General features: G+C 39.8%; 22 protein-coding genes, 1 tRNA gene and 1 rRNA gene. 8 read left to right on the top strand and 16 right to left on the bottom strand.

Annotated features, from left to right (window positions below; genetic code table 11):
* Positions 1–55: 55 nt before the first annotated feature.
* The 3 genes from FJR06_RS00405 to FJR06_RS00415 all read right to left on the bottom strand — a co-directional run bounded on the left by FJR06_RS00405 (position 56) and on the right by FJR06_RS00415 (position 2,816).
* Positions 56–1,484, bottom strand: a 16S ribosomal RNA gene (locus tag FJR06_RS00405).
* A gap of 280 nt (positions 1,485–1,764) precedes the next feature.
* On the bottom strand, positions 1,765–2,436 hold the full coding sequence (gene tsaB, locus FJR06_RS00410; RefSeq protein WP_015081550.1) for a tRNA (adenosine(37)-N6)-threonylcarbamoyltransferase complex dimerization subunit type 1 TsaB: 672 nt from the start codon (positions 2,434–2,436) through the stop codon (positions 1,765–1,767).
* 131 nt (positions 2,437–2,567) lie between these two features.
* Positions 2,568–2,816 (bottom strand): Ycf34 family protein, encoded by a 249-nt coding sequence (locus FJR06_RS00415; RefSeq protein WP_015081549.1) that lies wholly within the window; start codon positions 2,814–2,816, stop codon positions 2,568–2,570.
* 86 nt (positions 2,817–2,902) lie between these two features.
* On the opposite strand from FJR06_RS00415, the gene FJR06_RS00420 reads away from it, so the two are divergent.
* The 4 genes from FJR06_RS00420 to FJR06_RS00435 all read left to right on the top strand — a co-directional run bounded on the left by FJR06_RS00420 (position 2,903) and on the right by FJR06_RS00435 (position 8,236).
* A complete protein-coding gene (locus tag FJR06_RS00420; protein WP_041458547.1) occupies positions 2,903–4,174 on the top strand; it encodes a CCA tRNA nucleotidyltransferase in 1,272 nt (423 codons plus the stop codon).
* 47 nt (positions 4,175–4,221) lie between these two features.
* Positions 4,222–5,019, top strand: coding sequence for a Tab2/Atab2 family RNA-binding protein (locus FJR06_RS00425; RefSeq protein ID WP_015081547.1), 798 nt, complete (start codon positions 4,222–4,224; stop codon positions 5,017–5,019).
* Positions 5,020–5,571: 552 nt separating this feature from the next.
* Positions 5,572–7,146, top strand: coding sequence for a reverse transcriptase domain-containing protein (locus tag FJR06_RS00430; protein ID WP_168650286.1), 1,575 nt, complete (start codon positions 5,572–5,574; stop codon positions 7,144–7,146).
* Positions 7,147–7,474: 328 nt separating this feature from the next.
* The gene (locus tag FJR06_RS00435) at positions 7,475–8,236 is read left to right on the top strand and encodes a metallophosphoesterase family protein (protein WP_015081545.1); all 762 of its coding nucleotides are present in this window, start codon (positions 7,475–7,477) and stop codon (positions 8,234–8,236) included.
* On the opposite strand, the gene FJR06_RS00440 is transcribed toward FJR06_RS00435, so the two are convergent.
* A complete protein-coding gene (locus FJR06_RS00440) occupies positions 8,237–9,100 on the bottom strand; it encodes a M48 family metallopeptidase (RefSeq protein ID WP_015081544.1) in 864 nt (287 codons plus the stop codon).
* A 285-nt stretch (positions 9,101–9,385) separates the two neighbouring features.
* Between FJR06_RS00440 and FJR06_RS00445 the strand changes: the two genes are divergently transcribed.
* Both FJR06_RS00445 and FJR06_RS00450 read left to right on the top strand, forming a co-directional pair.
* The gene (locus FJR06_RS00445; protein WP_015081543.1) at positions 9,386–9,919 is read left to right on the top strand and encodes a DUF4330 domain-containing protein; all 534 of its coding nucleotides are present in this window, start codon (positions 9,386–9,388) and stop codon (positions 9,917–9,919) included.
* A gap of 92 nt (positions 9,920–10,011) precedes the next feature.
* Positions 10,012–10,767, top strand: coding sequence for an ABC transporter ATP-binding protein (locus FJR06_RS00450; RefSeq protein WP_168650288.1), 756 nt, complete (start codon positions 10,012–10,014; stop codon positions 10,765–10,767).
* Position 10,768: 1 nt separating this feature from the next.
* Here the strand turns inward: FJR06_RS00450 and FJR06_RS00455 are convergent, their stop codons facing one another.
* On the bottom strand, positions 10,769–11,455 hold the full coding sequence (locus tag FJR06_RS00455) for a glycoside hydrolase family protein (protein WP_015081541.1): 687 nt from the start codon (positions 11,453–11,455) through the stop codon (positions 10,769–10,771).
* 351 nt (positions 11,456–11,806) lie between these two features.
* Here FJR06_RS00455 and FJR06_RS00460 point away from each other — a divergent pair, with 351 nt between their 5' ends.
* On the top strand, positions 11,807–12,424 hold the full coding sequence (locus FJR06_RS00460; RefSeq protein WP_168650290.1) for a DUF1997 domain-containing protein: 618 nt from the start codon (positions 11,807–11,809) through the stop codon (positions 12,422–12,424).
* A 68-nt stretch (positions 12,425–12,492) separates the two neighbouring features.
* On the opposite strand, the gene FJR06_RS00465 is transcribed toward FJR06_RS00460, so the two are convergent.
* Positions 12,493–12,963: a DUF4079 domain-containing protein gene (locus FJR06_RS00465; protein ID WP_015081539.1), complete on the bottom strand. Its 471-nt coding sequence runs from the start codon at positions 12,961–12,963 to the stop codon at positions 12,493–12,495.
* 135 nt (positions 12,964–13,098) lie between these two features.
* On the opposite strand from FJR06_RS00465, the gene FJR06_RS00470 reads away from it, so the two are divergent.
* Positions 13,099–14,382, top strand: coding sequence for an ankyrin repeat domain-containing protein (locus FJR06_RS00470; protein WP_168650292.1), 1,284 nt, complete (start codon positions 13,099–13,101; stop codon positions 14,380–14,382).
* Positions 14,383–14,392: 10 nt separating this feature from the next.
* Here FJR06_RS00470 and queD read toward each other — a convergent pair whose 3' ends face one another.
* The 10 genes from queD to FJR06_RS00520 form a co-directional block, all read right to left on the bottom strand.
* Positions 14,393–14,857, bottom strand: a complete 465-nt coding sequence (gene queD, locus FJR06_RS00475) for a 6-carboxytetrahydropterin synthase QueD (protein WP_015081537.1) — start codon at positions 14,855–14,857, stop codon at positions 14,393–14,395.
* Complete coding sequence (locus FJR06_RS00480) at positions 14,854–15,480, bottom strand: 7-carboxy-7-deazaguanine synthase QueE (protein WP_015081536.1); 627 nt, start codon at positions 15,478–15,480, stop codon at positions 14,854–14,856. Before FJR06_RS00480 ends, queD begins: the two co-directional genes overlap by 4 nt.
* Positions 15,481–16,385: 905 nt before the next feature.
* Positions 16,386–16,459, bottom strand: a tRNA-Val gene (locus tag FJR06_RS00485).
* Between the two features lie 70 nt (positions 16,460–16,529).
* Positions 16,530–17,309, bottom strand: coding sequence for a photosystem II S4 domain protein (locus FJR06_RS00490; RefSeq protein WP_015081534.1), 780 nt, complete (start codon positions 17,307–17,309; stop codon positions 16,530–16,532).
* A gap of 75 nt (positions 17,310–17,384) precedes the next feature.
* Complete coding sequence (locus FJR06_RS00495; RefSeq protein ID WP_015081533.1) at positions 17,385–17,885, bottom strand: hypothetical protein; 501 nt, start codon at positions 17,883–17,885, stop codon at positions 17,385–17,387.
* Positions 17,886–17,903: 18 nt separating this feature from the next.
* A complete protein-coding gene (locus FJR06_RS00500) occupies positions 17,904–18,287 on the bottom strand; it encodes a hypothetical protein (protein WP_168650295.1) in 384 nt (127 codons plus the stop codon).
* A gap of 342 nt (positions 18,288–18,629) precedes the next feature.
* On the bottom strand, positions 18,630–20,648 hold the full coding sequence (locus FJR06_RS00505; RefSeq protein ID WP_168650297.1) for a TolC family protein: 2,019 nt from the start codon (positions 20,646–20,648) through the stop codon (positions 18,630–18,632).
* Between the two features lie 109 nt (positions 20,649–20,757).
* Positions 20,758–22,314, bottom strand: coding sequence for a circadian clock protein KaiC (gene kaiC, locus FJR06_RS00510; RefSeq protein ID WP_148765326.1), 1,557 nt, complete (start codon positions 22,312–22,314; stop codon positions 20,758–20,760).
* A 166-nt stretch (positions 22,315–22,480) separates the two neighbouring features.
* Positions 22,481–22,795 (bottom strand): circadian clock protein KaiB, encoded by a 315-nt coding sequence (kaiB, locus tag FJR06_RS00515; protein ID WP_015081529.1) that lies wholly within the window; start codon positions 22,793–22,795, stop codon positions 22,481–22,483.
* A 99-nt stretch (positions 22,796–22,894) separates the two neighbouring features.
* Positions 22,895–23,473: a circadian clock protein KaiA gene (locus tag FJR06_RS00520; protein WP_015081528.1), complete on the bottom strand. Its 579-nt coding sequence runs from the start codon at positions 23,471–23,473 to the stop codon at positions 22,895–22,897.
* Positions 23,474–24,024 lie beyond the last annotated feature (551 nt).

The raw sequence follows: 24,024 nt of genomic DNA on the forward strand, positions 1-24,024 counted from the left end.
GCTCTATTAGCAATTTTCATTGCTGTCGAAATTCTAAATGGATTAGGTCTCCCTAAAAGGAGGTGATCCAGCCACACCTTCCGGTACGGCTACCTTGTTACGACTTCACCCCAGTCATCAGTCCTACCTTAGGCATCCCCCTCCAAAAGGTTGGGGTAACGACTTCGGGCGTGACCAACTTCCATGGTGTGACGGGCGGTGTGTACAAGGCCCGGGAACGAATTCACTGCAGTATGCTGACCTGCAATTACTAGCGATTCCTCCTTCACGAAGGCGAGTTGCAGCCTTCGATCTGAACTGAGCTCCGGTTTATGAGATTCGCATCACATCGCTGTGTAGCTGCCCTTTGTCCGGAGCATTGTAGTACGTGTGTAGCCCAAGACGTAAGGGGCATGCTGACTTGACGTCATCCCCACCTTCCTCCGGTTTGTCACCGGCAGTCTCTCTAGAGTGCCCAACTTAATGCTGGCAACTAAAAACGAGGGTTGCGCTCGTTGCGGGACTTAACCCAACATCTCATTTTCGCCGGGATTCGTGACATGTCAAGCCTTGGTAAGGTTCTTCGCGTTGCATCGAATTAAACCACATACTCCACCGCTTGTGCGGGCCCCCGTCAATTCCTTTGAGTTTCACAGTTGCCTGCGTACTCCCCAGGCGGGATACTTAACGCGTTAGCTACGGTACAGCTCGGGTCGATACGAGCTACACCTAGTATCCATCGTTTACGGCTAGGACTACTGGGGTATCTAATCCCATTCGCTCCCCTAGCTTTCGTCCCTCAGTGTCAGTTTTGGCCTAGCAGAGCGCCTTCGCCACCGGTGTTCTTCCTGATATCTACGCATTTCACCGCTACACCAGGAATTCCCTCTGCCCCGACCATACTCTAGCTTTGTAGTTTCCACTGCTTTGATTTGGTTGAGCCAAACTCTTTAACAGCAGACATACAATGCCACCTGCGGACCCTTTACGCCCAATCATTCCGGATAACGCTTGCATCCTCCGTATTACCGCGGCTGCTGGCACGGAGTTAGCCGATGCTTATTCCTCAGGTACCGTCATTTTTTTCTTCCCTGAGAAAAGAGGTTTACAACCCAAGAGCCTTCCTCCCTCACGCGGTATTGCTCCGTCAGGCTTTCGCCCATTGCGGAAAATTCCCCACTGCTGCCTCCCGTAGGAGTCTGGGCCGTGTCTCAGTCCCAGTGTGGCTGATCATCCTCTCAGACCAGCTACTGATCGTCGCCTTGGTAGGCTCTTACCCCACCAACTAGCTAATCAGACGCAAGCTCTTCTTCAGGCAGCAAGCCTTTCACCTCTCGGCACATTCGGTATTAGCCACCGTTTCCAGTGGTTGTCCCCAACCTGAAGGTAGATTCTTACGCGTTACTCACCCGTCCGCCACTAAATCCCTAAAGATTCCGTTCGACTTGCATGTGTTAAGCATACCGCCAGCGTTCATCCTGAGCCAGGATCAAACTCTCCATTTTGTTTCTTTCGAGTTTGTCGGCTCCGAAATTAGTTAAAATCTCGAATCCTCTTTCAATTATCTTGACGACGAGGATTGGTTTAATCTATTCTTTCAAAGTATTATTTTTTCTCGGTTCAGTTGCCGTGAGTTGTTTTATCTCCCCGGCACTTAACTAATATAGCAATCCTTCCTTTTCCTGTCAAGGGGGTTGGGAAAATATTTTTTTGGGAGGGGAAATTTAATGCTTATTTTTAGCTATAAGCTTTATTTGGTAAGGATTAGGAGGATTTCGATAATCATCAAATATCTACAGGATGTTGTCCATAATAAGGAAGAGCCTCAGACCAATGGGGATTTTTACCGTGCTGCCAATCTAAATATGCTAATTCCAAAATACTGTTAACGGTGGCTGCTAACTGGGATGTGGCGGAAATTAATTGATAACTTGTATGCTCAGAAGATTGGACTGCTAGGGTTTCTTGCCATGCGGTTGGGGTGAATACTGTATCTGGTAATAGAGCAGTAATGCCAGAATTATCAGGGTTGGGTTGATAAACAGCACCAAAAACTTGTCCCCTCTGTGCTGGCATTTCTACGGCAATTATTGGCTGTTGGCAATTTTTTTGGGCTTTATGGGCTTGCCAAGCTAATGCGGCTAGGGTGGAAACTGTAAATACTGGAATGTTTAGCTGTTGTGCTAGTGTCCGCGCGGTGACAACTCCGATGCGAGTTCCTGTAAAACCACCAGGACCTTGGGCTACGGCGATAAATTCTAGGTCTGCCCAGGTTCGTGGTTTAATCACTTCAATTAGGTATTTATGGATATGACTGGATAAGTCACGTCCTAAGTTCCAAACTTGAGATTGGGGATAATCTGTAAAGTTGCTAATTGCTAAACCGAGTTCTGGTGTGGTGGTATGCAATGCTAAGGCGTATTTATCCGGTGAGAGATGTTTAATTATCTTTGTCAAGGTAAATGCAAATATATTTTTCTGATAAATAATACAGCAGAATTAAGGATTGGAGGGGAAAACATGAATAAGAATTGGTGTTGCTGATTTCGAGTGTGAATATTCAGCAACATTTCAGAAACTACTCTCAGTTATGTCGGGACTAATTCACCTGGACGTAATTTGGACCATTTACCTATTTCTGATTTGAAGCTGAGACAACCAACAACGTCCCATTCCATTTCAATGATTTCGCCTTGTGTGCGAATATTGACGTTGATGGAGGGTTCGTTGGGGTCAAAATCTGGTGTTTCTGTCAGGTGTGGCTGTTGGTGCTGGGTTTCTACGGCGTTGTAGGTGACGCAGCGGTCTACATAGTGGCAATTCACGCAAATACACATAATAGAACCAACTTTGGGAAGCTTTATAGTTAATGTAGCTTAATGCAAAATAATCGGCATTGGTTACTAGGTTGATTTTTATGATCATGGATGAATTAGTTGTTTCTCGTCTCGCTGCCAAAAATTGGCCTTTTAGTCTGGAATATTTGCCACAACCTGTTTATATGGTGGGTGGTGCGGTGCGTGATGCGATTTTGGGTAGGGTGCGGGAATATGTGGATTTAGATTTTATTATCCCAGCGGATGCGGTGAAGGTAGCGAGAAAGATTGCTCAACGTTATCAAGCTGGTTTTGTGTTACTTGATGCCGAAAGACAAATTGCCCGTGTGGTGTTTCCTCATGCTACGGCTGATTTTGCTCAACAGGAGGGAGAAAGTTTAATTACGGATTTGCATAGAAGGGATTTTACTATTAATGCGATCGCTTATAATCCCCATACTCAAGAAATTATTGATCCTCTGGAAGGATTTAAGGATATAGAATCTAGTCTATTAAGAATGATATCACCTGTAAATCTGCAAAATGATCCTTTGCGGTTAATGCGGGCTTATCGTCAAGCTGCCCAACTTGGTTTTACTATTGAACCAGCTACTCAAGAGACAATTCGCAGTTTAGCAAAAAGTATTAATCAAGTGGCAGCGGAACGAGTACGGGTAGAAATTGGTTATTTGTTGGCAAATTCTCAAGGGACATTTTGGCTAAATGCTGCTTGGAAAGATGGTGTTTTGACTAGTTTCTTTAAAAACGCGACTGAGGAAAGTTTTATTAAGTTAACTGCTGTTGATCAAGCTTATACTTTAATTAGTGAAAATTGGCAACAACTAGGAGAAGAATTAGCAAATTATGTACGGGAGACTGTGAAAACTTCTTGGTTAGCTACTGCTAAACTTGCTTGTCTGGTTGACTCAAAGCCAGAAATTGCCGAAATCGAATTACAGGAACTTACCTATAGTCGGGCAGAAATTCGGGCTGTGACAACGGGATTAAGACTATTTTCGGAAATAAAAGCGGTAAAGATGCCTTTGCGAAAACAGTATTTTTTGTTTCGGGAAATGGGAAGTTTATTTCCGGCTGTCTTGGTATTAGCTTTAGCAAATGATATTGTAGCTAAGGGAATGTTTGAAGAAAGTATGTTTGTTACTTATGAACCTTTAATCAAGCGTTATCTTGACAAAAACGATGCAGTTGCTCATCCTATTCCTTTACTCAATGGTAAAGACATGATGATGGCGTTAAACATTCCCGCTTCACCATTGATAGGTGAATTATTAATGGAGGTTGGTGTTGCTCAAGCTGAGGGGAAAATTTCTACAGTAGAAGCAGCGATAGAATTTGCCAGGAATTTAGTTAAAAAGTAAACTTGCTAAATTCGGTTTTGAGTTATTTAATTTTTATGGAGTAGGGAATGAGTCTGATTTGGCAAGCTGATTTTTATCGTATTCCGCTACAAAATGTTGAAGAGCAAATATTATGGGAATTATTAGTCTGTGATCCAACTCGCAGTTTTGAATTTACAGCCAGTTGTCCCCAATCCCAGGCTAATTCTACTTGGGTCGCCCAACAATTACAATTAGCTGGTCAGGAAAAGTTACCAGATGTAATTCAAGTATTTCGTCCTCAGTCTTTAAGTTTAATCACAACTGCGGGAAATAATCTAGGTATTTATGTTGAAGCTACTCGGAGAACTTTAGCGTTAAAACAGTGGTTAACAGCGAAACAATATCCTGTAATTGTAGATAAACTACCTCCATTACCATTACCGGAAAATCTCTGGGGGGAAGAATGGCGGTTTGCGACGATTCCATCTGGTGATATTGTGGATGAGTTTACAGAACGACCAATTCCTTTTTTGCAAATACCAGATTTTCTCAAACCAATTAATCTGGGTTTAGCTTCAACAGTACCTATCCCTGGTGTAGTGATTTACGGTGGACGAAAATCTATGCGTTTAGCGCAGTGGTTAAAGGAAAGTAATCCTGTATCATTAAACTATATTGGTGGTGCGCCTGATGGGTTGGTATTAGAAGCTGGTTTGCTAGATAGGTGGGTTTTGGCGACTTTTACAGATGAGGAAGTTACTGCTGCTGGGAAGTTATATCAAGAGCGAAAACAGCTAAGTCAGGGATTGCATTTTTTATTGGTGCAACCAGATGATTCGGGAATGACTTATAGTGGTTTGTGGTTATTGCAAGATGAAGATTAGTGCGATTCGTTGTTAGTTGAATCACGGTATCCAGCCCGTACATAAGCTAACCAACCCAATCCAATCATGGAAAAAGGTTGAACTCTCGGTCTGATATGGGTGAAAGTCCCATCTACCAGACTCAGGTATGAATCCCTACCTGCCCACGATGACCCGACTCGGTTTCGGGAGGTCGAAGCTGGGAACAGGGCGCAATCAGACATCCGTTGTGGGGTGACACTGGTGCTAACGGGGAGTTCCCATGGTGAAACAGAGCCTAAAAAAAGCAACTTACATCTAAGCAGGACACAACAACAACACCTGACTTCATTGGAGTTAATTCCCGCCGAACGTTTAAGCTAGTATCGGCAAGAGTCTAGGGAATCCGGCAGTTGAATTGGCTACACCTAACGGAACGAACAATCAACCGAGGGAACGAATAAAAACGGGTTGAGGGTCTAAGGGCGGATTCGTTCCCTAAGTAGGCTGGACGAGCAGCGGAACTCCCTCAATTCGGGTAGGACAGACCGTAATTGGTCTGAGGTGTTCAGAATACACAGACTGGAGCAGAGCATGATTAGACACAGAGACAACTCTAGTGAATCTTGGAAGACGTTACCCTGGAAGAAATTCCGCCGTAACTTATTCCGCCTACAAAAGCGCGTGTATAAAGCGGTTCAAGTTGGAGACAAGCGTAAAGCAAAGTCCCTACAAAAGCTGATTCTGAAATCAACCGCAGCGAGATTACTGGCTATCCGTCAAGTAACACAGCTAAATACTGGGAAAAAGACCGCAGGAATAGACGGGAAAACCGCGCTCACATTTGAACAAAGGTTTCAATTGAGTGAAAAGCTCAAAACCGAATGTAACGACTGGAAACACCAGGGATTACGTGAAATACCCATCCCTAAAAAGGACGGCAAAACCCGGATTCTCAAAGTCCCCACTATTGCAGATAGGGCGTATCAATGCCTTGTTAAATACGCATTAGAACCAGCCCACGAGGCAACTTTCCACGCCAGGAGCTACGGTTTTAGGACAGGACGTTCAGCCCATGACGCACAGAAAGTCTTGTTCAATAATCTAAACTCAAAAGCCAACGGAATAGATAAAAGGGTTATAGAACTCGATATCGAAAAATGTTTCGACCGGATAAATCACACCGCCATCATGGATAAACTCATAGCTCCTTATAGCATAAAACAGGGAATATTCCGCTGTCTCAAAGCCGGAGTTAATCCAGAATTTCCCGAACAAGGAACACCTCAAGGGGGTGTGGTAAGTCCACTTTTAGCTAACATCGCTTTGAATGGGATTGAAAGTATTCATAGATATCATGCGATGTCTAACTACAGAATTACAGACAAAACCTCAAAGGAGAGTATTGTTGAACCAACAATCCGTTATGCGGATGACATGGTGATAATACTCAGACCCCAAGACGATGCCACAGAAATACTTGACAAAATCAGTCAGTTCCTAGCAGAACGGGGAATGAAAGTCAGTGAGAAAAAGACAAAGCTAACCGCCGCGACAGATGGGTTCGATTTCCTCGGCTGGCACTTTAAAGTCCAGAAAAACGGAAAGTTCAGATGCGTCCCATCAGTGGACAATTATAAAACTTTTCGCAAGAAAGTAAAATTCATCGTCAACAACTCGAATTATGGTGCTACCACAAAGGCTGAGAAATTAGCCCCTGTAGTTAGAGGCTGGAGGAATTACCACCGCTTCTGCAAGATGGACGGGTCGCGTAACTCGCTATACCACATCGAAACAAGAGCATTCAAGGTATTCAATAAGGAAACCAAGCAAAACCGCTACACTAGCAAGAAATTACTAGATAAGGCGTTTCCATCAGTTCCTTATTCCGAACATAAACACATCAATGTCAAAGGAGAGAAATCACCCTACGACGGAGATTTGAGCTACTGGAGCGAGCGTAACAGCAAGCTCTATGACAATCATACCTCTAAAGCCCTCAAACGGCAAAACCATAAATGTGGTCATTGTGGGTTAAAAATGCTCAGTGACGAGAAGGTACATTTACATCATATAGATGGAAACCACCAAAACTGGAAAACTAAAAACCTTCTAGCTATTCACGAAAGTTGCCACGATTATATTCACATGAGCAAAAGCGAAAGCTAAGAACATCGGGAGCCGTGTACACGGAAACGGGTACGCACGGATCTAACTGAGAGGGGCGGGAAATAATATTCCCCCTCGACTCAACCAAAACTGATGCTTGTTATATTTTGTTACCGAGAACGAGCCTACTTAAGCATGAAAATTTGTGTATGATAGGAGTCTTGGGTGTTAGTAATTATTTATATGGGAACTTGGCAAGTTAACCAAATGTCTACATAATTATTAAAGAAATCATAACTTAGTCAAGTTTTCTTGACCTTTTAAACGAAAATTAGACCAATCAAAGTTTAGTCGAAATATTCAGCTAATTCATTTAAGCTAGAAGCAAATGAGCGAAATTAGTCAACGCAGGGTTGTTATTGGTGATGTGCATGGACACTATGAATGTTTGATGTTGCTGTTGGCAAAAATAGCGCCTACATCAGAGGATCAAGTATATTTTTTGGGAGACTTAATTGATCGTGGTCCAAAAAGCGCCCAAGTAGTTGAGTTTGTTAAAGAAAATGATTACCCTTGTTTGCTAGGTAATCATGAGCAGATGTTATTAAATATCATGACTGGTAAGAATACTTCGTCCACAAATATGCAAACGTGGTTATACAGTGGAGGACAGGCTACTATTGCTAGTTACCAATCTGCAACAATTCCTAAACAACATCTGGATTGGTTTGAGAGTTTGCCCACATATTTAGATTTGGGAGATTTTTGGTTAACTCATGCAGGTGTTGATCCAGAAAAGAGTGTCCAAGAACAGACGGCGGAAGAATTATGCTGGATTAGGGATGAGTTTCATCGGATAGAGAAACCATATTTTGCAGATAAGTTGATTATAGTTGGTCATACTATAACTTTTACTTTACCTGGTGTGGCTCCTGGTAATTTGGCACAGGGCCAGGGCTGGTTAGATATTGATACTGGCGCTTATCATCCCCGTAGTGGTTGGTTGACGGGGCTGGATATTACGAATAAGTTGGTTTATCAGGCCAATGTGTTCAGTAGGGCTGTGCGGACTGTGGCTTGGGAAGAGGTGATGACAATTGTTCAGCCACAAGAGTTCGCAGGTAGCCGCCGTCATAGAAAACGAGCATAATTATGGCAAAAATGCTCTCATTTTGCTTTGATATACCGGATTATCTAAACCATGATTTTGACTACTTGGTTGATTTTTAATCTGATTTTGCAGGGAGATTACGCGATCGCTCGCCCCTGGATGTGTACTTAAAAATGTAGGTACGGAGCTACTTCTTTGTAGCTTTTTCATAAAAGAAACCATTGCTGACTGAGCATAACCAGTGCGGGTTATGTTTGCTAATCCTCTTTTATCAGCATCAAATTCGTCTTGGCGACTGCGGGGAAGATTAAGGGCGAGTTGCACGCCAATTCCTACTGCCTTGCTTTTATCTAAACCGGATACGGTAGCTACACCACTGGCTATAGCTTGTTGTCGCATTTGTTTAATTAAATGTTTGCCTTCGATATGTCCCATTTCATGAGCTAATACACTGGCAAATTCGGCTTCATTGTCTGCTGTTTTTAACAAACCTGTATTCACATAAATAAAACCACCGGCAGTTGCAAAGGCATTAACAGCAGGATCTTCGACTACTTGAAAAGTATAGGGAATATTTGGACGAGTGCTATTAGCTGCTAAACGTCTACCGATTTGTTCAACATAGCTGTTTAGTTGTGAATTACGAGAAATTCTGACTTCTTGCTGTATTTCTTGATTTATTTGCTGCCCAAGATCAACTTCCTGGCGATCGGATATATTAGATAGATTAAATATCTGGGTTACTTGTGGGACTATACGGATCAGATCGCTAAAACCTATAGCTTTACTTGATAATTGTGTACTCAGGCACACAGTTAAAGCAACGCTTACAGAAATGAACGGATACAAACAGCGCCGCTGCCACAAACGATAATTTGTCCAAATTCCTTGCGAGTTAATCATAATCGAGTTATATGAGATTGGTGTGAGAACTTAAAATTAGAGGACGAATTTTCAGTTTACTAAGTTGCATTTTCAACTCCAGATAGGGCAAATAGTCAATTCAAATAACTTACTGCTACTATGACACTGAATCTCCTGCAATCATGATAAACTGTCGCATAACCATAATGTCTAGTTTCTGTCAATTCTGATTCAGTGATCAAGATTGTGGATCATTTGAAAAAACTTGACGGTACAATCAATTACTTAGCTGAAAACTTAACTGCAACTTATCCAAACCTGATTATGGCTATTTTAGATTCTAAAGGTCGCTTGTTCGGTAAAATTAACCTATTAGATTTAGGGGCTGCATTAGTAATTTTGCTAGTGATAGTGGGTATCTTTATTTTCCCTGGTACTTCTGGTTCTGTGGCTCAAGTGGGTGCGAAAACAGTACCCATTGAGGTAGATTTGTTGGTACGTGGACTCAATGTTCGTAATCCTCAACAGTTAGTTAAAGAAGGATTCACAAAAGGTGGTAAAACTAATGTGATTATCCGTAATCAACCCTATGGTCAAATTGGGATTAAATCGGTTGAGCAGTTAGAGAGAACACTGACAATTGGTCAACCAGATGGTTCTGTGAAAGAATTACCAGATCCTAGAAAAATTAACTTTAGTACAGATTTTCTCTTGACTTTAGAAGGACAAGCTACAGTCACTAAAGATGGGCCTGTTCTTGGTAATAGCAAAGTGAAAATTGGAATGCCTTTTGAATTGGAAGGTTTTAACTATAACTTCAATGCGTCTGTAATTGATATTCGATTACAGGATAAATAGCATTATATTTAAGGGTGAAATTCTCCTGATTTCATCCTCAAAATTAGTAAAAAAAATACATTTATAATTTTGTAATTAAGTGGGTAAATACTGTGGCACAGGCTTCGTCGTCTTGGAAACAATTCATCAATCAAATTTCAGAAATTAAGACAGCAAGCCAAAAACAGCAGATTTTTAAACATTTTTATGAACCTGGTGTTTTGCTGGGATTGTTAACAATTATTGTGGCTATGCTGCTGTGGAGTTGGCAATTACTATTAGCTGTTATTGTTGGCATTGGGAGCATGGTATTTACTTACTCAGTGCAAAAATGGAATTGGCAATTGCGCTGGCTAGAAATACGTAAGTTAATGAGTAGCACTAACAGTCGGTTAGCTTATTCTGTTGCTAGTGGTGGGATTGCGACTGTGATAACTTATATGGCTTCGGCAATTTGGGTTGATGCTCCTAGTCATTGGTTAGCTGCTGGTGCTATTGTTCAAGGAATGGGAACGCTATTAACTTTAATTTTGTTGGTGTGGCAAATATTCAGTGTTCAGGGAAATCAAGAGGAAGATTATCTTGATCAATTGTTAAACAATTTCACGGAAAAAGATCATTTAAAACGTTTACTTTCCATACGTCAACTCAATAAACTGATTACCCGTCAGCGAGTTGATACGGCAATACAACAAGATATCGGGGAATGTTTACAACTGCTACTGAGTCAGGAAAAAGAAGTAATGATTCGGGAAGCAGCTTTAGATTGTTTGCAAAATTTAAATGGGTTGCAAGTGCTAAAACCTATTCAATCAAAGGTATTTATGCCTGTATCAGCAACAGCGAAGAATAAAATTCTTGTAGATTGATCTAATTTTCCGATTTTGTCCTTTTGATTTCGGGATTTTGCTTTAATTCTTCTGTTAAGATTTGCTGATAAATCTTGGGTAAGGAACTACTAACAGAATTATTTTCTATCCCGTACCCCAAACTTGTCCATGTGGGAGAAAGTTTCCGCAAAACGTCATTTAATTTTTGTTGCTGTAATAGCTTAGGAATATTTACACCCCAAACTTTTGCATCATTCAACCAACGGTAAACTACTACATCTTGATACTCTGCTTCAAAGCTATAATTAGTCCAAAGCATCATCTTTGCGGGTTTTGGGTGATAACGAGGGGCAATTTGATCCCACGTAGTATTAATAATTTGATATCTACCTGCGGCTGTGGAACAATTACCTGTATTCGGTCCTGTGATGATGGTGACACATTTTTGAGGATGATGGCTGAGATCATTAATTTGTTCACCACCATACAAGAGAGAATAAGGACGATTACCACTAGCTTCGCTGGCAGATATGGTTCGCATTAATGCCCGAATATAAGGATCTCCACCTTTCATGACTAGGGGAGGCTGTTTTCTAGTAAATACGGGTTCGGGAGATAATTGTATATCTCCAAAAATATACCACTGAAATAGGTACACAAAGCCCAAAAGTGAGGCTATGGGAGCAATGAGTTTTTCTACACCTTTAGGTTCAAAGCTTTTCAGAATTCAACTCCTCTCAATTTCTTCTCTTGACTAATTACAAAAACTTACACTTTGCTTTCGGAAAAATTAAAAACTTCAGTAATATTGCTATGATCACCTATTGGCTTATTTAGTTACAATATCAACTATTGGATGACGATTATCAAGAAAGTCATAAAAAGCTAGATATTTTCTAGTTAGTCAATTAGGAATGCTAAGTAGATACATATAAATCTGCCTTGTTGATTTATTTTATGTGAAGTTAATGGCAAATTGTTGAGATTTTCGTAAAAATTGGATTTTAATGGGAAAAAACTTCCCTCAATTGGGAATGATGAATATAGACAAACTTCAAAATATACAAAAAATAAATTTATGGTGACAAACAATAGTGAATATCAATCTTGGAAAGTAGCAGATGATACTGGTTTTAAAAAAGATCATCCAACTCCAACTAAATTTTATGGCAATTATCAAGATAGTATGGAAATGTATGCACCTGTGGAGCAGGTTGAGGAGTATTTTAATACTCATGCTTCCTGGTTTGGCCGTTGTGCAGAACCCATGAAGGTACTCCCGCTAGGGGAAAATAGTTATGCTCTAGCGGTGGGTAAATTTGGTGCTTTTGGTTACGAAGTAGAACCAAAGATTGGCTTGGAGTTGCTAAACCCCCAAAATCGTCAATTCCACATTCGGACTATTCCTGTACCTGATTATCAAGCACCTGGTTATGAGGTGGATTACAAATCATCAACACAATTGATAGGTGATTTAGATGGGGTTACACGGGTGGAATGGGAGTTGGATTTGGTTGTTGAGTTGCAGTTTCCCAGATTTATTCAGCGATTACCCTATTCTTTAATTCAGTCTACAGGCGATCGCATCCTTAATCAAATTGTCCGTCAGGTTTCCCATGGTCTCACACACAAGGTACAAAAAGACTTTTATCAATCCTTGGATATACCTTTTCCTCAAAAGAAACAGAAGAAATAGGGAACAGGGAACAGGGAACAGGGAACAGGGAACAAACAACTGACAACTAACAACTGACAACTAACAATCTACGCTTTCGTGAGAATTCTTTGGATAATTTCGACACCAGAGAGGGCTTGCCAGATGAAAAGCCCCAAAATAGCAAAATTTAACAATATATGAGTTATCCGCGCCCAATTTGCGCCTTTTTGCATGAAAGGAGATAGGGATGCAGAAAAAGCAATTAAACCCGTCATACTTAATCCAGCTAATAGATGCGGTCCGACAAACAACTTACCATTATTAATGTAGGTAACAGCCATACCACCAATGGAACCGGCTACCATCAGAGCTAACATAATAGAACCAATTTGGTGGTGTTTGATGGTGTAACGCCCTTTAATTAGTTCTTTCTTTTCTTCTCCCTGAGCATTTCTGGTACGCTGTACTTGTAATCCTAAATATGCAGCATACAAGGAAAGTGCTAATAATACCCACATAGTAACTGGGTGAGCAAAGTTCAACCAGAATCTGATTGTTGGAGTCAGTTCAAAAGCCATATTTTTTACTTCCGGTTATTAAATCTTCATAAAACTTAGCATACATTTATTTTTCTTACGTAGAAATTTTTCAATCTTACCAAAGTGTAATCTGGAGTTGGAATCAGTCACATCTACCCAAACAGGACATAACCAATGATAGAAAATAAAAATACCTCGTTGCTGAAGGCTGTGAAAACTGGTGATATTCAAGGAGTATTTGCACTGCTGTCCGCTGGTGCTAAAGTGGATGTTAGCGATGAAAATGGGACTACAGCATTGATGTTTGCGGCGAATTTGGGTTATACAGAAATTGTGCGATCGCTCTTGGATGCCGATGCTAACATTAACTTAACTAGAAAAACCTATAGTTTAACAGCATTAATGCTGGCTGCTAGTGCTAATCAAATAGATGTTGTCAAATTGTTAGTCTCTAAAGGGGCAAATGTCAATGCTACCAATGATGATGGTAGTACCGCATTAATGATAGCAGCACTGAAAGGTTATCTGGAGATTGTGCAAATTTTATTAGCGGCTGGTGCTGATATCAGCATTACCGACAAAGATAATGATACCGCCTTAAAACTGGCAATAAAACACAAACATCCAGCAGTTGTTAAAGCATTATCACAAAATAGCAATATTGTCAATAGCCAAGATTCAGAAGGTGATACAGGATTAATAATTGCGGCAGATTTAAGTTATTTAGAAATAGTACAAGCATTGCTGTCATCTGGGGCTGATGTCAATATCAAAAATGTTGATCATGGAACAGCACTATTAGCAGCCGCAGCAACAGGAAATACTGCTATTATCACCGCTTTATTAGACGCAGGTGCGGAAATTAATCATCAAGATAAAGAAGGTGAAACAGCCTTACATCTTGCGGTTGTGGAAGAATATATAGATGTGGTCAAAATATTACTTCAACGAGGGGCAGATGTGCAAATTAGAAACCATCTGGGAGATACACCTTTATTGATAGCAGCATTCCAGGGATATAGTCAAATAGTAGCCGTTTTACTGGGCGCGGGGGCAGATATGGAAAAGAAAAACTTTGGAGAAGTTGCTCTTACCTTAGCAGTATCCAAAGGGCATTTCTCAACTGTGAAACTATTACTTGAGAATGGTGCAGATATTAATAAATTAGCAGATGATGGTAAAACAGCCTTAGTCAAAGCCATAGCTGCAAACTATCCTGAAATATGCCAATTGTTATTAGCACAAGGAGCAAATGTGAATTTGCAAAACTCGGCTGGCGCAACTGCTTTAATGTGGGCTGTAGCGGAAGGTTATAGTCAAGCCGTGGTAATGTTACTACAAGCTGGAGCGGATGTTGATTTGAAAAATCAGGGTGGTTATACTGCTTTAATGATTGCAGAATTCAATAATTATCGCAGTATTTGGACAATATTAAAACAAGCTGGAGCGCAGGAGTAAAAATTCCAGTTTAGATGATTTTGACACCATCATCATTTTGACGAGATTGCAGTAAATTCAAACTTTCACCAGAATTCAACCAACCAGATATGCGGGTTTTGGAATACAAACAGATAGAAGTGCAAGTTTCATCAATTCTCACTGCTGTTAATCCCGCTAATCCTGCTTGTTCTAATTTTTCATAAATCCAAGCAGCAATTGCTTCGCTGGTTGGTGATTCCAAACCCATAGATTCATTTAAATAATAGTGATCTAAATAATTCTCAAGCAAGGGTTTGAGATATTTTTTAATATCTGAATAGTCCATTACCATACCCTGTTTAGCACCTTTTGTTATTAACGTATCACCAGCTACATAAACAACTCCACGCCAACTATGTCCATGCAGCCTGGAGCATTTACCATCATGGTAAGGTAATTTATGTGCTGCTTCAAAGCGGAATTCTTTAGCCAGTAGCCACTGATGATTGGTCATTGTACCCCGATATACTTGTGTGTTTGTAAGGATAGTTTATAATCAGGTTTTTGTTGTAATATCTGCAAAATCAGTGGGATTGATTTCGACGAACTGTTCCACTCAGGTTGTAAGTAGACAAGCAAATTAGGGTGAGTAGATAGATGTTCTTGGTAAAAATCAATTTCTCCACCAGTCTCTATGACTATCTTAACTTCGTTAGCTCGACTCCAAAACTGACTTTTTACTGGGTATTTAGGGTTAATATGTTCTTTGGGAGATAGAGTAATCCAAGCTGCTGGGGAAACTGCTTGCCAAAAAGAGCCTGATGTTTCAATGTTAACTCGTTTGTCCGCGGCTAATAAAGCTTGAACTAAGTCAGGTAAATGCTTGTGAATGAATGGTTCTCCGCCAGATATTACCACTCTGGGAGATTTGATTTCCGCTAGAAGTTCAGCTATGGGACGTTCTACTCGTGGTAAATTCGCTCCTGGGTCAGCATAACCAGTATCGCACCAGGGACAACCGACTGGACAACCTGATAAGCGAATAAAGTCTACTAAGCAACCAGTCCAGTATCCTTCTCCCTGAACTGTACTTTGAAAAGTTTCATGAATCGGTAACTTGATTTCTAACAGCGACATTTTTAAAATCCATAACCAATCTAGTTATAAGCTTGCCATATAAAGCTTTATATTTAAAAATACTTAATAAGAGGTTAAAAAAACAACAATTTACAAATTATTAAAAAAAAGAGAAACATCAAGATGAAGTTCTGACACGACAAGGGTAAAAAGAAGTAAATTTACCTTTTACCGTTACCTTGTTTCTGCCTTGATGTTTCCTACTGTGCTAGATGTGGATAATATACATTGTTTGATTTTAGAGAGAAGTATTGGAATTATCACTTTTTATGTAAAAAAACTACTTTAGTTACGAATAAATCTCTCGTAAGTATGATTTTTTGAATATTTTTGGTAGTTTTGAGTAATCATGAAGAAAATATAAAAATTATAATTACTCCTCCTAATTAAAGAGAAAACACCAATTATTAGTTATGATTTGTTACATTACCCTAGCTGGCTAAAGCTAAAAAGGGATCTTCGGTACTTGTTATGCTAAATTATTTTTTTTAAATCCCAAAATTCTTGTTATATAAGGATTTTACGTTAATTCATTAGTTATTTTAACAAATTTGGTATCAAGAACAATAAAACCCTTTATTTATATGGGTTATGGGGTAAATAAACTCATATTTGGCATAACAGGTACGGAAGAACCTAAATATTTTTCTGATGATGAGATGAGTTATTTAGCCAGGGAATAAATTCCCTGTCTAATAGCTAAAGTCGGTTAAAACCGACTAAATAGGGTTTTTATGTTATTGTTTTTTTTGATTTGTGGGTAATAATGTAAATTTTATTTTTCACTTAAACCCGATTTTTTGGTAATCTAATTCTAAATTTGAACTAATTGCACCTATTTTTCAACCATCAACTTGCCGTTGTGGCAATCTCAAACTTTAGCGAACAACTCACAGATAAAAATATGGACGGTATTGGACTCGAACCAACGACCCCATCGATGTCAACGATGTACTCTAACCACCTGAGCTAACCGTCCGTAATCAACACAGATCAACAATCTATCATATAAAACATAATCTGTCAATCCCTAAAACCAAAATTTTATCCTACATATATCTAGTCAACTGCACCCGATAGCGATCCTTTTTCGTCACCGCAATTTCCCCAACTTCCAATCGCCCTTTCCCCCGAATAGCGATTAAATCCCCTGTTTTAACATGGGAACTGGCTTGAGTGACTTCCTTCCAATTGACACGCACATCATTAGAGTCAATCAAATCCACCATTTTACTCCGGGACATCCCAAACCCAGCCGAAGCCACCGCATCTAACCGCAAAGAAGCTTCCACAGTCGTCATTTCCTTCTTCTTAGGTTCACGGATTTTTAACTCATTAATCTCAATGCGTCGAGTTTTCACCGGCACAGAACGCACCTGTTGCAAACTCATCTCTAAAAATTCTACTAATTCAGGGACAACAATCACCTGCGCCCCTCTTTCTCCCAACACAATTACATCTCCCGTTTTTTCCCGCACAATTCCTGTTCCCAGCATTGCGCCTAAAAAATCTCGGTGATTTGCGGTATCAAACAAGAAATTACCAGCAATATCTAAAGCCACAATCGCCACTTCGGACTGATCTAATGGTAAATCAGCACGAGCGATCGCTAACCTTTGTCTTTCCGCCTGTGGATATCCACCCCACGCTACCGAATGCACCTCCGTTAAGCGGCTAAATACCCGTTGAATTTCCGCTAACTCCGGCGGAGACAAAAAATCTGTAAATACCACTTCCCAGGTCTTTATAGCTTGATCTGCTTGATCAATTACACGGGCAACAGTATCGCGGTTTTCAACACCTTTTAAAAGTTCTTCTCTAGGTAGCATGGAATTATAGGAGTGACAGGGAGCAGGAGCAAATAGATCCCCGACTTCTTTGAGAAGTCGGGGATCTGGTATGTATTAATTAGTTTCCGCATAACCTTGAATATTTTCTGGTTCAAACTGGCGTAAAATACGAGTAGCTTGACGAGTCAGATTTTCCGAACCTTGCACCACAATTAAATACTTACCTGCATCTAAACGATTGCGATAGGGTAAAGCATCACCACCACCCTCAAATAAACCCACGCCACCACCTACAAACACACTACCCATGGCACCGCTACCAGCGCCCAAGATGCCGCCTACCACATGATTTCCGATTTCCCCAGCCCAAGCGAAGGTATCTAAACCAGTGATGAGACTGAAGGTAAAACCAGCAAAAAAGCCAAATGGTACTAACCAAATCGCCATTAATTTTACTTGTTTTTTCGCCTGTTCTTTGGGGTCAATTAAACCAAACTCATCAGCACTTTTGTATCCTCTACCGAGAATAGTGCCATTTATGCCTTCTCTTTCTAAAGCTAAATCAGCGGCTTCGGCTTGGATGCGATCTGATAATACAGCAACAAGATAATTCATCAATTTTAAAATTCAGGATTAATGTGACTTTAGCAAATCCAAAGGCTCACAAAAATTATTCACACCTTGTTTAAGAATATAAATTAAAACGGGTGTAGCCAGACTTTTGGGAAAACTCGGTATTGTCCTCAGATGTACTATCATCTCTTGAATTGACCCATTTAACAAGTCTTCTCGATATTCTTGTTCACAAATTACCGCTCGCCATTTTTTGGCTAAGGCATCTAACCAATCGGAATTAGTTTGTTCTGGTTCTTGTCCAGCCCGAATAGCCAGAGTCATTACCGCATCTTCTAAATCTCCATCGCAATCCTCTATCAAGTCTAATGCTTCCATTGCTTGAGGATCATCTACCAAATGAGAACGAAATTTTGCAATCTCTTGTGATGTAACTTTAGTCATGAGTTTTTGACTAGACCGGGGTTTGAAAACTATTTTACAACATTGGGAATAGTGATAGGTATACTCAACACGGCTTAATTATTTGATTTTGCGGGTAGGGGTAAAGCAAGAGCTTCATTGGTGTCAAATTAGGCTAAAAATGGCTTATTTGTTGGCTGACAAACCCGCCCGGAACTTAAGTTCCGGTCTAAAAGCTAAAGTGCGTTAAAACGCACTCTAGTTAACTCAAAATCAAAAGTTATCCTATTTTTGCTAAAATAGTCGGTTTTAACCGACTTTAGCTTTTAGACAGGGAATTTATTCCCTGGCTGGCTTTAAGTTGACCCATTTACCCATCACCTCTTACTTGACTCCTGAGTTCTGTAATTGATTTAAACCCCTGGATGTAACATATCTTTGTAATTCTGTTAAAGCACGGTTGTAATCTAAGATGGCTTTGACGCGATTACCTTCAGAACGGGTGAGGTCATTTAATGCGTTAATTACATCAGTTTGAGTCCCGACACCGGCTTGGAATCTCAACCGCGCTAACCGCAGAGACTCTTTAGCTTGTTCTAAAGCCACATTAGAAGTTTGTACATTTTCCAAATTTGATGCTTGGGTAGAATATGCTTGTTCTACTTGAAAGCGGATTTGGTTGCGCTGTTCAGAAAACTGAGTTTCGGCGATCGCAATATTGGTCTTAGATTGGGCTGCTCTGGCTTTTGCTGCTCCCCCATCATATAAATTGAGACTAGCCTGCAATCTCACAGAATAACCATCAACCACGCTTGTTCCATCATCAAATTGATCGAATAAGTTATACTGACCGAGTAAACTTACCTGGGGACCTAGAGATGCTAAAGCCTGTTTTCTTTGAGCCTCACTAATATTCCGATCTGCTAAAGTTTGTTGTAGTTCAGGACGATTTTGATAAGCCAAAACGATACTTTGTTCTAGTGGCTGTTGCCATAAACCTGCCAATTTGACAGGATCGGACGCAGTAATACTCACTGACTGGGGCAAATTCAACAGTGGTGCTAACTTACGGCGGGCAATTTGTTGTTGAGAAAAGGCACTAGTTAAGTCCTGTTGGGAGTTAGCTAAATTTACCTGCGATCGCAACACATCGAAACGAGTCCCCACACCAGCCCGTTCTAAAGCCACTGCATCTTTCAAACTAGCCTGGGCATTATTTACAGCTGACTGGGAAATTCTCACATTTTCATCAGCTTGTTGCAAGTCATAATATGCCTTAGATACATCTAGCCGAATTTGCTCAGATTGCCTTTCCACATCCAACTCCTGCTTACGTATCCGTTCCTGAGCTTCTTTAATAGCCCCATTACGTCTACCAGAAGTATAAAGATCATATCTTATCTGTCCTGTACCAGTAAACGCCGTAGTAGAAGAAGCATCATCTACCGATAATCCAGCATCCTGTTGTCCTTTAACACGCAATGTATCGCTAACAGTGCGACTATTCTCAACATTCGCATTCAAATCTACACTGGGTAGGAAAGCGGCTTGCGCCTCGCGGAGAACTGATTTACTCCGTTGCAGTTGTAGTACAGACACTTGTAAATCATTATTATTCCGTTTAGCCAGTTCCAGCGCCTGTGACAAACTAATTGGCTGAGTTCCTTGAACCTTCACTTCCTCTGCTTGCGTTGGATATAGCAGCGGATTAGGACTAGGATTCAAATCATTAGAAACATTAGGAAAATCTACGGGCTGACTAGGTGTAGGTTGTACATTCTCCACGGTGGGAGGTGTAGGCTTTACATTCTCCGCCGGAGGTGTACTGGTTTCTGAAGTAGTAGGAACAGTTGTTTGTGCTATCCAAGTATCAGTATTTTGAGGTAAGCAGGTGTTAGAAGTAAGAAGTAAAGCCGCTTGACTCTTTGACTGAGACTGTGGACAATTACCAGATTTTAGTAACTTTGCTACCTCTACATCACCTTGGTGATCAGAGTTACTTAAATTACTTGATTGTGGATTACTAACAGCCAGAAAATTATTATTTGATAAATCAGAAAAACCGACAAATCTACTGTGATCTTGTTTAGAAATTTTTTCTCCGTCAATGCTGAGATAATTGTCAGCAACAACTACAGGTAGACTGTGGTTGCCGATAGGCTGGATACTACCTTGACTGAAATAATTAGCAGGTAATAATCCTGGGTTACTTTTAATGTTACTTTTGGGCTGTAGGCTATTGTCTGTGAATGGATTCCCACTATTAGTAGAAATTAACACACTAGGAGAAGACGTTAGCTGTAACTGACTTACTTGAATAACATTAGCCCAAGCGGGCTGAGTTGTTAATACTGCTGCTGTCACACCAGGTAAGAAACAATGGAATAATTGCTGTCCTTTCACCGCATCCCCTCACACAAAAAATATTAATTTAGCGGCAGAATACTTGTCTTCACCACAAAATATAGCACGATCTAGAGATTTAGGCAGAAATATCGGACTATACCCTGTGTTAAACATCTGAACTCGGTTTGTCTTCAAAACGTTTGACAATCCGAGAAAGTTCTGCTTTTTCGTTTATAGTAACGCGGTTAGGCGCACCACTAATAATTCGCTCATAGTTACGGAATGAATCTTTAATATCAGGACCATCTGCCGTAATATTATATTCACGAATTCCCTTATCGTGCCACGAGCCGCGCATTTTAAATACGTTAATTGCCCGTGACATTTCTCCCCGAATTTCTACATATTGTAACATCAAAATTGTGTCTGTAATCGTAGAAATGTGGGAGTCAGTAATGGAATTAGAACCCAGGAATTGATCTGTAGTATTGGTAAAGAAACCAGTAATTTCTTCTTGTTTAGCATAACCTGTCACCCCAATTACAAACTGACGAAAAGCATTATTACTAACGCCTCTAGCCATTGCGGAAAGTGAATCAATGGCAATGCGAGCAGGTTTGAAATGGGAGATTTCTGATTTAATAATTTGTAAGTGATCTTCTAAACCAGTGGATTCAGGATAGGTACAAATGATTTTCAGTAATCCTTGATGTTCTAATTCTTCAAAATCAATTCCCCAGGAAGAAGCATTCCGGGAAAGTTGGGCGCGAGATTCTTCATAAGCAAATAATATGGCTCGTTCACCATTAACACAGCCATCTTGAATAAACTTACTCACTAATAAAGTTTTCCCAGTTCCTGTAGCTCCTGTGGCTAAAATAATCGAATCTTTAAAGAAACCACCACCACACATTTCATCAAGAATTTTCACTCCAGAAGATACGCGCACATTAGAAGATCGTTGTGTTAAACGCATTGCTCCCAAGGGGAATATATTGACTCCTTCATTGGTAATTGTGAAGGGATATTCGCCTTTCATGTGAGTTGTTCCCCGTAACTTGAGGATTTCAATAGTTCGGCGGCGACGTTCTCCTTCTAAGACGTTACGAGCAATTATTACATTATCAGAAACAAATTCTTCAACTCCAAAAGATGCTACTGGTCCATATTCTTCACCCCGTTCAGTGGTAATGATGGTGGTGACATTCAATAATTTCAGCCGTGCTACTAACCGAAAAATTTCTCGCCGGACTACTCCTATCGCTTCATATTGTTGAAATATGGCGGTCATGGAATCAATGGAAACCCGTTTAGCTTTATATTTACGAATGGCATATTGTAAACGTTCAATCAGGGCTGATAAATCAAAATTACCTACGATATCTTGACCTTCAGGATCAGGAGATGCGTCGAGAATAAATAATTTACCTTCATCAATTAAACCTTGTAAATTCCAATCAAAAATATGGGCATTTTTAATAATGTCACTGGGTGATTCTTCAAATGTGACAAATACTCCTGGTTCGTCGAAGTAAGTGATGCCATTATAAAGAAATTGCAGTGATAATAAAGTTTTGCCAGTTCCTGAAGTTCCACTAATTAAAGTAGTTCTACCAACAGGTAAACCGCCATGACTAATATCGTCAAAGCCCTCGATCATCGTGCGAATTTTTTCGACACCAATAGGTATTTTTTTGGGTTCAGGTTGCTCTTTTTTATTCATGGTTTGTCTAATATGGATATTCACCCCAGGTTTTTAAAATCAAGAAAGTTTTTAATTATTTTTAATAACTAAATAAATATACCAAATTGCAGGTAAAAAGAATTCCCGAATTTTCATCAAAGAATGGCTAACACCACGGCTTTACTCTTGCCTCCTGCATTTTGTGTTATTCTTTCCCATATTCTTCACTCAATTCTTCATACAGCAGATCCAACCCAATTAATACTCTTTCTCTATCTGTTAAATCACCAATAATTTTTCGCACAGGTGGGGGCAGAATTTTTGATAGTGTTGGTGTGGCGAGTATTTTATCCTCTTCGGCCAACTGGGGGTTTTTCAGGACATCAATTACTTTTAAAGCATAAACTCCTTTAAATTCTTCTTCTAAGATATTTTTGAGGGTTTTTAAAGCCCGCATTGAATTAGGGGTATTTCCTGCTACATATAGCTTGAGAACATAGGTTTTTTTAGCTTCATTCATACAATATAAACTCCTAAAAACATAGAGGTGAAAGACCAAAAGCCGTATTCTTTACATACACAATCAAGCATTAATTCATCATGAATGCAAATGCAAGTTCTACTTTGGAATATTCAACGGAATTTTAGCAACAGAACAGCGATAAATTTCACAAAGATGTGCCAAAATATCTATTAAGGTTAAACGGTAATCGAGCAATGTTTCATCACTTCTGCCTTCCATCCTTAATTGCTTAGAAAATTCATCAATGACTTCCATGTGCATTTCTATAATTTGTGGTATGGGAATACCTGTATAAAATAGGGTATTAACAAATTTATCAAGTTTTTCTGGTAGTGTTTTGTCACTGATAAAATAATTGATAATTATTTGACGGTAATCTGATTTAAGTGAATTTAAAATTTCCTGTTTTTCGATAGCAGCCATGTCCTGAAAATTTTGTGTCTTTTTTTCCTGGCTAACTGCAAGGAAATAATTATCTTTTTGATCTGGGTTTTGTGGCTGACAATGGGGCAAATAGTGTATTTGACAAAGTATAGGTTGCCAGTAACATTGAGTGATTAATTTCTCAAGGAAGTTCCATATTTGAACAATTAAACTTTTGTGCCTCTCTTCTACAAATGGTCTATCGAGAATTTGTTTTATATTTGTTTGTAAAAGCAATATAGGTAATAACATCTACTATTTATAGATCATGAATTTTTGAAAGTGCAATACACTGTCACGCAATCAATTATACATAACAAGGCTAAGTAGTATAACTGATAAATTCTTTGATGGCTCATTGCATTGAGAGAGAGTCATGGCTAATGGATAATGTGTATGAGGATATCCGACGGCAGATAGATGACATTATTTCACTTATTGATAAGATACTTAAACGAACTTAAAGAATTGTCGCATTTTAAATCATTATAATTCCTCAAGGTTCTAAAGCGAATCTTTGGAGCCATAATTATTGTTGTAGTTGTCACCATAGAAAATGATGATTTCCAACACCAGTAGCTTTTCTGGTAAATATGGTTACTTGCTCCGGGTAGAAACTCACATATTGGATCACAAGGGTAAAAATTATTAGTGATTGACTTCGAGACAATGTATGTCCATGACGGAGTGTGACCACAAGCTATAGCTAAATAGCTAGTTTGAAGAGGTCTGTCAATTGTCACCAGAATCGCTGATAGCGTCGCCCATTTTCAATATTCCTGGAGGATATTGCTTCAGGCTTG

This window comes from Dolichospermum sp. UHCC 0352, from assembly GCF_009711925.1.
GTDB lineage: Bacteria > Cyanobacteriota > Cyanobacteriia > Cyanobacteriales > Nostocaceae > Dolichospermum > Dolichospermum lemmermannii.

Coding starts and splice junctions, on each gene's coding strand:
- FJR06_RS00415 (WP_015081549.1), bottom strand. CDS start 2,816: ATGTGTATTTGCGTGAATTGCCACTATGTAGACCGCTGCGTCACCTAC.
- FJR06_RS00420 (WP_041458547.1), top strand. CDS start 2,903: ATGGATGAATTAGTTGTTTCTCGTCTCGCTGCCAAAAATTGGCCTTTT.
- FJR06_RS00425 (WP_015081547.1), top strand. CDS start 4,222: ATGAGTCTGATTTGGCAAGCTGATTTTTATCGTATTCCGCTACAAAAT.
- FJR06_RS00430 (WP_168650286.1), top strand. CDS start 5,572: ATGATTAGACACAGAGACAACTCTAGTGAATCTTGGAAGACGTTACCC.
- FJR06_RS00435 (WP_015081545.1), top strand. CDS start 7,475: ATGAGCGAAATTAGTCAACGCAGGGTTGTTATTGGTGATGTGCATGGA.
- FJR06_RS00440 (WP_015081544.1), bottom strand. CDS start 9,100: ATGATTAACTCGCAAGGAATTTGGACAAATTATCGTTTGTGGCAGCGG.
- FJR06_RS00445 (WP_015081543.1), top strand. CDS start 9,386: ATGGCTATTTTAGATTCTAAAGGTCGCTTGTTCGGTAAAATTAACCTA.
- FJR06_RS00460 (WP_168650290.1), top strand. CDS start 11,807: ATGGTGACAAACAATAGTGAATATCAATCTTGGAAAGTAGCAGATGAT.
- FJR06_RS00465 (WP_015081539.1), bottom strand. CDS start 12,963: ATGGCTTTTGAACTGACTCCAACAATCAGATTCTGGTTGAACTTTGCT.
- FJR06_RS00470 (WP_168650292.1), top strand. CDS start 13,099: ATGATAGAAAATAAAAATACCTCGTTGCTGAAGGCTGTGAAAACTGGT.
- queD (WP_015081537.1), bottom strand. CDS start 14,857: ATGACCAATCATCAGTGGCTACTGGCTAAAGAATTCCGCTTTGAAGCA.
- FJR06_RS00480 (WP_015081536.1), bottom strand. CDS start 15,480: ATGTCGCTGTTAGAAATCAAGTTACCGATTCATGAAACTTTTCAAAGT.
- FJR06_RS00490 (WP_015081534.1), bottom strand. CDS start 17,309: ATGCTACCTAGAGAAGAACTTTTAAAAGGTGTTGAAAACCGCGATACT.
- FJR06_RS00495 (WP_015081533.1), bottom strand. CDS start 17,885: ATGAATTATCTTGTTGCTGTATTATCAGATCGCATCCAAGCCGAAGCC.
- FJR06_RS00500 (WP_168650295.1), bottom strand. CDS start 18,287: ATGACTAAAGTTACATCACAAGAGATTGCAAAATTTCGTTCTCATTTG.
- kaiC (WP_148765326.1), bottom strand. CDS start 22,314: ATGAATAAAAAAGAGCAACCTGAACCCAAAAAAATACCTATTGGTGTC.
- kaiB (WP_015081529.1), bottom strand. CDS start 22,795: ATGAATGAAGCTAAAAAAACCTATGTTCTCAAGCTATATGTAGCAGGA.
- FJR06_RS00520 (WP_015081528.1), bottom strand. CDS start 23,473: ATGTTATTACCTATATTGCTTTTACAAACAAATATAAAACAAATTCTC.